The 752-nt window shown below is 69.0% G+C and carries 1 protein-coding gene; it reads right to left on the reverse strand.

Annotated elements, in window-relative coordinates; translation table 11 throughout:
- Positions 1 to 94: 94 nt before the first annotated feature.
- A partial coding sequence (locus EF918_RS36325) for an ABC transporter ATP-binding protein (RefSeq protein WP_148141380.1) occupies positions 95 to 752 on the reverse strand: 658 nt, incomplete at its 5' end.

The raw sequence follows: 752 nt of genomic DNA on the forward strand, positions 1-752 counted from the left end.
TTGTGCGCGAGCACGTTGCGCAGGGCGGTACGGAACATGGAGGTCGGTCCTGGGGCTGGAAGTCTGTGGGTGGCTTCGGAGGATCAGGGACTGATCAGCTCGTGCGGCCCTTGGCGTCGAAGGCCTTCATGCGGTCGAGGACGCCGTCGGCGGTGGGGCGCAGGACCTCGTCGACGATGCGGCCGTCGGCGAGGAAGACGACCCGGTCGGCGTAGGAGGCGGCGACGGGGTCGTGGGTGACCATGACGACGGTCTGGCCGAGTTCGCGTACGGAGTTGCGCAGGAAGCCCAGGACTTCGGCGCCGGAGCGGGAGTCGAGGTTTCCGGTGGGTTCGTCGCCGAAGATGATCTCGGGGCGGGAGGCCAGGGCGCGGGCGACGGCCACGCGCTGCTGCTGGCCGCCGGAGAGCTGGGTGGGCCGGTGGCCGAGGCGTCCGGACAGGCCGACCATGTCGATGACGGTGTGGAGCCACTGCTGGTCGGGCTTGCGGCCGGCGATGTCCATGGGGAGGGTGATGTTCTCCAGGGCGGTCAGGGTCGGCAGCAGGTTGAAGGCCTGGAAGATGAAGCCGATCTTGTCGCGGCGCAGTCGGGTGAGTTGCTTGTCCTTCAGGGAGCCGAGTTCGGTGTCGCCGATGCGGACCGAGCCGGAGGTGAAGGTGTCCAGGCCGGCGACGCAGTGCATCAGGGTGGACTTGCCGGAGCCGGAGGGGCCCATGATCGCGGTGAAGTGGCCCTGGCCGAAGTCGACG

Source organism: Streptomyces sp. WAC06614, assembly GCF_003949795.1.
Taxonomy (GTDB): domain Bacteria; phylum Actinomycetota; class Actinomycetes; order Streptomycetales; family Streptomycetaceae; genus Streptomyces.